This is a genomic window from Polynucleobacter sp. IMCC30063 (assembly GCF_021395235.1).
Classification (GTDB): domain Bacteria; phylum Pseudomonadota; class Gammaproteobacteria; order Burkholderiales; family Burkholderiaceae; genus Polynucleobacter.
On the sequence record NZ_JAJVCQ010000001.1, the window covers coordinates 905,843 to 915,315 of the forward strand.

Genomic DNA, 9,473 nt, shown 5'->3' on the forward strand with positions numbered 1-9,473 from the left:
CAGCACTCGCCCAGATCATTAATAATGCAAACACCCGATCCGCAGCAGCGCTTATCAGGTGCTTTCATTGGAAGGCGCTTTCACGTAGCTTTAACCATACTTTTGCTCGGCTAAAAATAGGTGAAGTAATTAAGCAGCTATCTAGATAATGATTCATGAATAAACTCTCAAAAAATAGAAATTAACGCTATTCTATGGTTTTTATTAAATCGGTGCCCATCGATATGTTAATTTGCGTCCAAAGCTGATCTAGCATTTGTATTTAACTTTAATCCATCTAAATGATCAGGTTATCTGTGAGTGGCAGCCTATATTGAGCGGATACTGGGCTGAAATTGGTAGCAAATTAGGGCGCTAATTGGATTAGTTTGCGTGCAATTCAACACCCTATATAAATCAATGTTCTATACGACAAAAAATGAGTGTGCGATTGAGTGTGCGATTGTAAATTGGTGCAAAGTTCAAAGTCTTGGTGATTGCTGGATCAACCTCATTAAAATAATGTGTAATATATTACACAATTTATGCTATAGTACATTTATGAACTTACGCGAAATCGGTCTCAAAGTCGGGCAGCGTCGTACTGATCTGGGTTTATCCCAAGACCGGTTGGCAAAGCTTTGCGGTCTTTCAAGATCGACTATCCATCATCTGGAGAAGGGTAGTTTGAATGATTTGGGCGCAGCTAAGTTGCTATCTTTGCTATCGTTGCTGGGTTTGGATGTGATTACTCAAGAGCACAGTAAAAAACATCGTGGCTTAGATATGGCCAGTAAGACGGCTAGTGTTAGTTATAAGACTAAGTTGCAAAGCAGGAACTTATCTCATTCGTTGGCATGTGGAGAGTTACCCGAGAGCATCTACCCCCATGTAGCAACTTTATTGGATGAAGCGCCATTAGAAATTATTGTGGCTGCAGTTGAAGAGGCGGCAGCGATGAATCATGTGGCGCCTAAGTTCATCTGGAAAAATATTAATCGGTGGGCGCATGAGATGCATTCACCAAGATCGGCTTGGGCTTAATCTATGAGTAATTTTATAGAGAGCGAGCTTCCTGAAGGTGTGTGGAAAGATTTATTACCCCATGCGCTTTCGATTATTGAAGATATCAAGAATCACGGAACTCCTGATCCATACTGGACTTTTGGCGGAGGCACAGTGTTGATGATTCGCTATCAGCATCGCCTTAGCAAAGATATTGATATCTTTATGCCAGACCCTCAGTATCTAGGGTTTGTTACTCCGCGCTTAAGCGATGTCGCTGCAGCGGTAAGTACGGACTATGTTGAAGATCAAAGCACTTTCGTTAAGTTAATTCGTCCAGAAGGGGAGATCGACTTTGTGGTATCCCCAAACTTAACTGAAGCGCCATTTGAAATATGGAATATTAGTGGGCAGCCTATTCGAGTAGAAACTGCTACAGAGATTGTGGCAAAGAAATTATGGCATCGAGGTGACAGGACTACTGCCCGTGATTTATTTGATCTGTCTTTAGTTATTGAGCGCGAGCCTGAAGCCTTAGTAAAAGCGGCTAAGTTCTTGCGAAAGAATGCTGAGCAATTTATTAACCAAATTGCTAGCAGGGCGGCAGTGCTAAAAGCCCAGTTTTCTGAAATTGATGTACTGAATTACAGGCCAAGTTACGACGAGGCAGCACAGAGGGCAACCTCATTCTTGAGGTTACTTAAGTAATGGTTAAAGAGAATCTGCATTATTTCGAATTACTTCTGCACCAAGGTAGTAGTAAGTGTCATCCGCGTCGTAACGTGACATAACGTTGTTTAGTTTCTTCCAGATCGGCATGTCTATTTTTTTAATGGATTTGGGGTTGATTTCCTAGCCAAAAAATAGCTCTAAAACAGGCTTTAAAGAGCTATTTGGAGGGATGATGTAAGCAATAAAAGCCCTGCAGAAGTGAGGCTTCGGTAATGCTGGTGGGTCGGGCGGGATTGGCTTTCACATAATTTTGCTACACAAAGTTAGTGTCCACCGCTTTTCGCTTTGCTCAAAGTCGATCCCACGACCAACGGATTAAAAGATGTCTAATTGTTTTAAAAAAGTACGCAAGATATTGGCCTATTTCTGCCTGGTCTTGGGTGAGGCATAGACAGCGGGTCTTTTGGGATCAGAAAGCGGAATATTGGAGTCAGGTGGCATCGATACTATTTTGTCGGGTAAACCGACAAATTATCAACTGAACCTAGATGTTTCTCTAAATAATAAATTCATTAAAAACAATAGCTTAGCAAGTAAAAAATCAATATAATGGTGGATAATTGATCTTTCTCAAAATATTAACAAAATTGTTGACAATATTGTTATCAAAATATTAAAGTGGCTAAAAGGTAAACAAATGGTCATTTCCAAAGAAAAAGGAACGCAGAGCAATATCAGAGCGGGTAAAGATAAGCCGGCTCTGGGTCTTGTTGTTTCGAATAAAAGAAGTTTGGATATTCAGAATATCTTGCGTGAACGCATCGCTAAGCAAGAGATTGCACCTGGCGCTAAATTAGGAGAGAGTGAGTTAGCCGAAGAGTTTCTAGTGCCCCGTAATATTATTCGCGAGGCTTTTATTGGCTTAGAGCAACGCGGATTAATTGAGCGTATTCCAAACCGTGGCGCAGTTGTAATTCGCCTAGACCTTTCTCAAGTATTCGAAATTTATGACGCCCGAGAGGTTTTAGAGGGACTGTGCGCTCGATTAGCAACCCAAAATGCTTCTCCAGATTCATGGCAAGATCTCGTGGATCTTTTTAACGGCAAAATGATGCGCTACATTGAGAATCAGGATTACGAATCATTTTTAGCGGGCTATGGACTATTTAGAAGACGCATGTTATTAGCTGCAAATAATCCGGTTTTAACCAATATGCTCGATATGGTTTATGAAAAAACCCAAGCAATTATCCGCAGAATTCTAATCTTACCCGGACGCGCTTCTATAGGTCTAATGGAGCACCAAGCTGTTTTAGGAGCTATGCGAAGTGGTGATGCCGATCTTGCAGAACAATTAAGAAGACAAAACATTCGCAGCGCTAAGGATGCATTACGACGATACGAAAGTTTCGTCTTGTAGGGCTAAATATGAATAAATTAGATCAAACCTGTGGACCATTATCGGGATATAGAGTTCTCGAAATGGGATCAACTATTGCTGGCCCTTTTTGTGGAAGATTATTGGCCGATTTTGGGGCTGAGGTAATTAAGGTTGAGCCCTTTGAAGGAGATGCAGTTCGTACGATGGGACATCACGTTAAAGATAAGTCACTATATGCATCTAGTATTTTTAGAAATAAGTCACTTATCTCAGTTGATCTTAGAACATCTGAAGGTCAAGAAGTTATTCGAAAGCTGATTCCAAAGATCGACGTGATCGTTGAAAACTTTAGACCTGGCGGTCTAGAGAAGTGGGGTTTAGGCTATGAGGATCTAAAGACTATTAATCCCAGCTTGATCATGGCAAGGATTAGTGGATTTGGTCAAACGGGCCCATATAGCCAGCGGACTGGATACGGTGTGATTGGTGAAGCGCTTAGTGGATTAAGGCATATCACAGGAGATCCTGATCGCCCTCCTACAAGGGTTGGAGTCTCTTTGACTGATTACATCACCGGGCTTTATGCAGCATTTGGCGTAGTGATGTCACTATTGGCAAGAGCTAAAGATGGGCAAGGGCAGACTATAGATACTGCGTTATATGAGTGCGCCTTTAGTTTTATGGAGCCCCATATTTCAGCATTTGACCAATTAGGTGTTATAGCTAATAGAACAGGCTCTCGTTTGCCAGGAAGTACTCCAAATAATTTATATGAAACGAATGATGGTCACTTTGTTCATATCACGGCAATGGGAAATTCTTTATTTAAAAGATTAGCTGAAGATTGCATGAGGCAACCAGAATTAGTTAGTGACCCTCGTTTTTATAGCGCAATAGAACGCTCTAAAAATTATTTGGAATTGGATCGCCTAATCAATCAATGGACCAGTAGTTTGAGTGTTGACGCTGTTGAAGAAAAACTCAACTCTACAAGTGTCCCAGGAATTCGTATTTTTGATATGGCGGATATCTTCCAGGATCCTCACTACAAGGATAGAGACGCGATATCAAAAGTGAGTGATGAGGAGCTAGGGGCAGTTGCTATGGCTGCACCAGTCCCGCGACTTTCAAGAACTCCTGGGGAAATACGGCATACAGGAAAGCGTATTGGTGAAGATACTCTTTCCGTGCTTGCTCGAGTTGGTGGTTTTTCGAAAGAGGAATTAAGCCGCCTTCAAGCAAACCATATTATTTATGCACATGAAAATTTAACGTAGAACAGGATTAAAGCAATGGCATTTGAAAAAATTTTGCAAGAATATAATGAGAAAAAAATAAAAGCCTTGGCCATGGGGTCTGCTGCAAAGCTTGAGCAAAGAAAAAACGATGGCATCCTAAATGCAAGAGAGAGAATCTCTTATTTGGTAGATCAGGATAGTTTTATAGAGTCTGGACTCTTTGGGACATCATCAGCTGTTGAGTCCGATAGAGAAAAGACCCCAGCAGATGGGAAGATCACTGGATACGCAAAAATTGACGGTCGAGATGTTGCAGTTGTCTCAAATGACTTTACAGTAAAGGGTGCTTCAAGTAGTGCTACAAACGGCAAAAAGATTGGGCAAATGAAGCGAGTGGCAACCCAAAGAGGTTTGCCAATTGTTTTTCTCGGCGAATCCTCGGGTGCAAGGATGCCAGATACGATGGGTTCAAAAGGTATGGGCTCTATGTTGGGTAATGACCCTACACAATACCGAAGAATGCGCGAAACACCTTGGGCAAGTGCTGTGTTGGGATATTGCTACGGATCTTCTACTTGGTATACGGGGTATTCCGACTTTAGTGTGATGCGCAAAGGCGCCATTATGGCCGTATCTAGTCCTCAGCTGGTCTCTTTGGCAATTAAAGAGCAAGTTGATCCAGAGGAAATTGGTGGATGGAAGCTTCATAGCGAAACGACTGGACTCATTGATAGAGTTGCAGAAACAGATGAGGAAGCTTTGGATGCAATCAAGGAATTCTTATCTTATATGCCAGCCCATCATAAACAAGCTCCACCTGTTTATCCTGTGCCGAAAGATTCTGGTAGTCAAATGACTAATATTTTGGATTTGTTGCCAGAAAAAAGAACTCAGGTATATGACGTTCGCAAAGTAATCCTGACAATTGTTGATACTGGCAGTTATTTTGAATTGAAACCTCGTTTTGGTAAGGTCTTAGTAACAGCGCTAACGCGCTTAAATGGGTATTCAGTTGGGATTATTGCTAATAATCCTTTGGTGAAGGGTGGTGCGATGGATACCGAAGCTTGCGAGAAGGCAACAAATTTTATCGTGATGTGCGATTCCTTCAATATCCCAATTGTTATGCTGGTTGATACACCTGGATTCATTATTGGATTAGATGCGGAGCGTAAACGCGCGCCAGGAAAAATTATTAATTTTATGAGCGCAGTATCACTCACAACAGTCCCAAAAATCACAGTAGTTATGCGTAAGAGTTATGGACAGGCTTATCTGAATATGGGTGGCGGGAGAAATTCTGATGAATTTGCAGCCTGGCCAACTGCTGAGATTAGTTTTATGGATCCAAATTTTGCGACTAGCATTGTCCATGGCTTAAATCCAGGGGATGATGGCTATGAAGAAGCTGTTACTGAGATGGCTAAGGGGAGTAATGTTTGGGATATTGCCTCAATGTATGCAGTTCAATCCGTAGTCTTACCGAGCGAAACCCGCGATTACCTTATTCGCATGCTTGAAGTGCATCGTATGCGTTTGAGTAATGGCGTAGGTGAGCATTTAATGCGCACATGGCCTACAGCATATTAAATTTATGATATTAAATAAGGTCTTGGTTGCTAATAGAGGTGCGGTTGCCGCTAGGGTATTACGTGCATTGAATGAAATGTCGATTCCCTCAGTTGCCGTCTATTCTGAAGCTGATGCTGGAGCGCCCTATTTGGCTTATGCTTCAGAAAGCTATTATATTGGAGCCTCACCCGCAAAAGAGAGTTATCTTAATCAGGACCGGATATTAAAAGTTTTACAAGAATCAAATGCTGATGCGATTCATCCTGGTTATGGATTCTTATCTGAGAATTTTGGGTTTGCCTCAGGTGTAGTCGCCTTAGATAAAGTATTTATAGGGCCTAGTCCAAAATGGATTGAGGCGATGGGGCATAAGACAAAAGCAAGAGAATTGGCTCGACAATATGGATTACCAGTAGGGCAAGGTTCAGAGGTTCTACCCCCTGACCAGGCGAAAGTTGCAGCAGCAGCGCGCAAGATTGGATATCCCGTTTTAGTTAAGCCAGCTGCTGGCGGCGGCGGCATAGGTATGCTTCCAGCTTATGATGAAGCTCAATTATTTGAGGCAGTTGAGCGAGCGAGATCTATGGCTGAAAGAGGCTTTTCCAACCCCGCAGTGTATTTAGAAAAGCTCCTGGAGCGCCCAAGGCATATAGAAATACAAATATTAGGCGATCAATACGGTTCGGTACGTCACTTATATGAACGTGATTGCTCTATTCAGAGAAGGCATCAAAAGGTAATAGAAGAGGCTGGTGCCCCAGGAATAAATAGGGAAGTAATTGATTCGGTTGCTGATAATGTGACTCGAGTGATGAGCGAGATGCAGTATGACAACATTGGTACTGTGGAAATGCTAATGGGCGAAGATAAATCTTTCGCCTTTCTGGAAATGAATACTCGCCTTCAGGTGGAGCATGGCGTTACAGAGGAGGTCACGGGTGTGGATTTAGTGCAATCACAAATCCTATTAGCTGCAGGTGCAAGATTGGACGTAGTTTTGCCAAAAGATATTTCTATTGAAGGTCATGCAATACAGGCAAGAGTCTATGCGGAAGACCCCAAACGTTTTTTCCCATCACCTGGTAAATTGACTATTTTTCGTCCCCCGACAAGCAAAAATATCCGTGTAGAGACTGGATATGCACAAGGCCGAGATGTAACGCCTTTTTATGATCCGATGATTGCTAAGGTCATTGCGTACGAAAATACAAGAGAGCAAGCAATATTAAGTCTAAAAGAGGCTTTAAAGGAATTTGAAATCGAGGGTGTTAAAAATAATATCCCTGCTTTATTGCAGGCCTTAAATTCTAGTGAATTTAAGTGTGGAAAGATTCACACGAACTCGCTATCTGAAATTATGGCTAAAAATAACAATTAAGAGGATATGATGAAAAAAAATGAATTATGCTCTGAGGTAACTGGTTCAGTATGGAAAATAAAAAAACAAGTTGGAGAAGAAATTCTGGAGGGTGACATTATTATGATTCTTGAGTCCATGAAAATGGAGATTCCAGTGATTGCTGAAGAGCCAGGGACATTAATTGAATTAAAGGTTTCCGAGGAAGATACGGTTGCAGAAGGACAAATTGTGGCGATAGTAGAAAGTAAATAAAATCCTAAAAAAAGGGGCGTATATGAGGCTAATAAAATCTTTTGTAGTAATCAGCTGCATTCTTTTGTTTGGTGGTAATGTTGCCGCGCAGTCGATTGCAAATTATCCTGATAGAACGGTTACTATCATAGTTGGATTTCCCCCGGGTACTGCTACCGATACTGTTGCTCGTGTTTTGGCAGAAAGATTTACCAATAAATTTGGCAAGACTTTTATTGTTGACAACAAAGCGGGCCAAGGTGGGAGTATGGGTTCTGCATTTGTTGCCAAAGCAGCGCCAGATGGGTACACCTTGGTATTGAGTGCAACTGCCCCGTTAGCGATTAACCCTAATCTATATACCAATCTTACCTATGATCCACGTAAGAACTTTGCTCCTATTGGATTGGTGTCATGGTTACCATATGTAGTTGTCACTAGCCCTAAAACTGGCATTAATACAATTCAGCAATTAACTGAAAAGGCCAAGGCAAATCCAGGTCAGCTAACCTATGCATCGATTGGTAATGGAAGTACTAGTCACTTATTGATGAGTATGTTGACGCGCCAAGCTGGAATTAATGTTACACATATTCCCTACAAAGGAAGTGCACAGTCTCAAATTGATGTAATGTCTGGACAGGTCGATATGACCTTTGACACGATGTTAACTCTGATGCCACATATTAAGGCTGGGAAATTAAAGGCTGTAGCAACGGGTGGTCTGACTCGTTCACAGTTTGCGCAAGATGTGCCAACTTTAGATGAGCAGGGCCTTACTGGTTTTAATGGTGGTGCTTGGTTAGGCCTTTTGGCGCCTGCCGGAACCCCTAAGCCCATTATTGATAAGCTACATAAGGAATTAAATGCCATCTTGGACGACCCAGATGTAATTAAGCGATTGAATGAACTCGGATCTGAGTCTCTTAAGAGTAATAGTCCAGCAGAATTTTCAGCATTCATTCAGACGGAGTACACGAAGTGGGGGCAAAGAGTTCGAGACTCAGGCGCCAAAATAGAGTAAATATCTGAAAGAATCTTAATGATAAAGATTGCAAACCAAGAGGAGGCTCTTTCATATCATGAGCAACCTAACGGTCTTAAATATTATCGGCAGGATTATTTTGAGAGGGAGATTGACGATAGTCGATCTCCTCAGTCATATTTAATCAAGCAACTGCCTAACATTACTAACCCTCTCCATTTTCATGTGCAGAATCAATTCCAGGTATTTATAGAGGGCTCTGGATATTTTGGTCGGCATGCCATAGGACCATACATTGTTCATTATGCTGGTGCCTACACTGGATATGGCCCGATAGTTGCCGGCCCATTGGGTCTCGATTACTTAACGTTGAGATCCATGCATGATCCAGGGGCAAAATTCTTGCCGGAAAAAAAGAGTCAATTTATTCAAGGGCCAAAACATCATTTTACTAGCAGGCAATTTTTACCATCGGTACCCCAATCGATATGGGGTCTGAAGTCTCCCGAATTTTCTTGGGATCATTTTGAGGTTGATGTTGGTCTTGGCATTGGTTTACTAAGGATGCCTAGCTTCACATCTTATTTAGTAAGGCCTGCAGATAATGTAGATGGAATATTTTTAGTTGTAATTGGTGGAGCAGTCTATATTGATGGTGTTGTTATTGGTGCTAAGCAAAATATTTTTGCCTCGGCCAAAGAAAAGCCCTTTGAAATAAAAGTATTAGATGGCTATGCTGAATTACTAGTTCTACAAATGCCTTTAAAAGAAAAAACCTATCAATAACGATAGGTTTATTTTTCTCAAGGGGCTTTCATATATCTGGTAGGTTGGGTAAACCGACAAATTTATTGCTTGAGTTCCAGCTTAGTGGGTCGGGCGGGATTGACTTCCACATAACTTTGCTACACAAAGTTAGTGTCCACCGCTTTTCGCTTTGCTCAAAGTCGAACTCGCGGCCAACGGTACTTAGACGCCAGGCTGGCGCTTTTTAATGAGCTCAGAAGCTGGGATCCGAACTATCTTGCCATCAACCATGGTTACGATTGC

9 protein-coding genes are annotated in these 9,473 nt (G+C 41.8%); all 9 read left to right on the forward strand.

The annotated features are described in order from the left end of the window. Positions 1 to 540 precede the first annotated feature (540 nt). The 9 genes from LZG75_RS04615 (at position 541) to LZG75_RS04655 (ending at position 9,209) form a co-directional block, all read left to right on the forward strand. Entirely contained in the window at positions 541 to 1,023 is a 483-nt protein-coding gene (locus LZG75_RS04615; RefSeq protein WP_233925170.1) for a helix-turn-helix transcriptional regulator, read from the forward strand. Between the two features lie 3 nt (positions 1,024 to 1,026). Beyond that, positions 1,027 to 1,692 carry a nucleotidyl transferase AbiEii/AbiGii toxin family protein gene (locus LZG75_RS04620; protein ID WP_233925169.1) on the forward strand — a complete coding sequence of 222 codons (666 nt, stop codon included), beginning with the start codon at positions 1,027 to 1,029 and terminating at the stop codon, positions 1,690 to 1,692. A gap of 661 nt (positions 1,693 to 2,353) precedes the next feature. Beyond that, positions 2,354 to 3,076, forward strand: a complete 723-nt coding sequence (locus tag LZG75_RS04625) for a GntR family transcriptional regulator (protein ID WP_233925168.1) — start codon at positions 2,354 to 2,356, stop codon at positions 3,074 to 3,076. A gap of 8 nt (positions 3,077 to 3,084) precedes the next feature. Continuing rightward, on the forward strand, positions 3,085 to 4,314 hold the full coding sequence (locus LZG75_RS04630) for a CaiB/BaiF CoA-transferase family protein (protein WP_233935691.1): 1,230 nt from the start codon (positions 3,085 to 3,087) through the stop codon (positions 4,312 to 4,314). 15 nt (positions 4,315 to 4,329) lie between these two features. Beyond that, positions 4,330 to 5,865, forward strand: coding sequence for an acyl-CoA carboxylase subunit beta (locus LZG75_RS04635; protein ID WP_233925166.1), 1,536 nt, complete (start codon positions 4,330 to 4,332; stop codon positions 5,863 to 5,865). A gap of 4 nt (positions 5,866 to 5,869) precedes the next feature. After that, positions 5,870 to 7,225 carry an acetyl/propionyl/methylcrotonyl-CoA carboxylase subunit alpha gene (locus tag LZG75_RS04640; protein WP_233935693.1) on the forward strand — a complete coding sequence of 452 codons (1,356 nt, stop codon included), beginning with the start codon at positions 5,870 to 5,872 and terminating at the stop codon, positions 7,223 to 7,225. Positions 7,226 to 7,234: 9 nt separating this feature from the next. Beyond that, positions 7,235 to 7,459, forward strand: a complete 225-nt coding sequence (locus LZG75_RS04645) for a biotin/lipoyl-binding carrier protein (RefSeq protein ID WP_233925164.1) — start codon at positions 7,235 to 7,237, stop codon at positions 7,457 to 7,459. A gap of 22 nt (positions 7,460 to 7,481) precedes the next feature. After that, positions 7,482 to 8,462 carry a tripartite tricarboxylate transporter substrate binding protein gene (locus tag LZG75_RS04650; protein WP_233925163.1) on the forward strand — a complete coding sequence of 327 codons (981 nt, stop codon included), beginning with the start codon at positions 7,482 to 7,484 and terminating at the stop codon, positions 8,460 to 8,462. A gap of 18 nt (positions 8,463 to 8,480) precedes the next feature. After that, entirely contained in the window at positions 8,481 to 9,209 is a 729-nt protein-coding gene (locus LZG75_RS04655; protein ID WP_233925162.1) for a hypothetical protein, read from the forward strand. Positions 9,210 to 9,473 lie beyond the last annotated feature (264 nt).

Excerpts from the sequence above, each read along its gene's own strand:
- LZG75_RS04625 (WP_233925168.1), top strand. The coding sequence starts at position 2,354 with ATGGTCATTTCCAAAGAAAAAGGAACGCAGAGCAATATCAGAGCGGGT.
- LZG75_RS04645 (WP_233925164.1), top strand. The coding sequence starts at position 7,235 with ATGAAAAAAAATGAATTATGCTCTGAGGTAACTGGTTCAGTATGGAAA.
- LZG75_RS04635 (WP_233925166.1), top strand. The coding sequence starts at position 4,330 with ATGGCATTTGAAAAAATTTTGCAAGAATATAATGAGAAAAAAATAAAA.
- LZG75_RS04615 (WP_233925170.1), top strand. The coding sequence starts at position 541 with ATGAACTTACGCGAAATCGGTCTCAAAGTCGGGCAGCGTCGTACTGAT.
- LZG75_RS04640 (WP_233935693.1), top strand. The coding sequence starts at position 5,870 with ATGATATTAAATAAGGTCTTGGTTGCTAATAGAGGTGCGGTTGCCGCT.
- LZG75_RS04630 (WP_233935691.1), top strand. The coding sequence starts at position 3,085 with ATGAATAAATTAGATCAAACCTGTGGACCATTATCGGGATATAGAGTT.
- LZG75_RS04620 (WP_233925169.1), top strand. The coding sequence starts at position 1,027 with ATGAGTAATTTTATAGAGAGCGAGCTTCCTGAAGGTGTGTGGAAAGAT.
- LZG75_RS04650 (WP_233925163.1), top strand. The coding sequence starts at position 7,482 with ATGAGGCTAATAAAATCTTTTGTAGTAATCAGCTGCATTCTTTTGTTT.
- LZG75_RS04655 (WP_233925162.1), top strand. The coding sequence starts at position 8,481 with ATGATAAAGATTGCAAACCAAGAGGAGGCTCTTTCATATCATGAGCAA.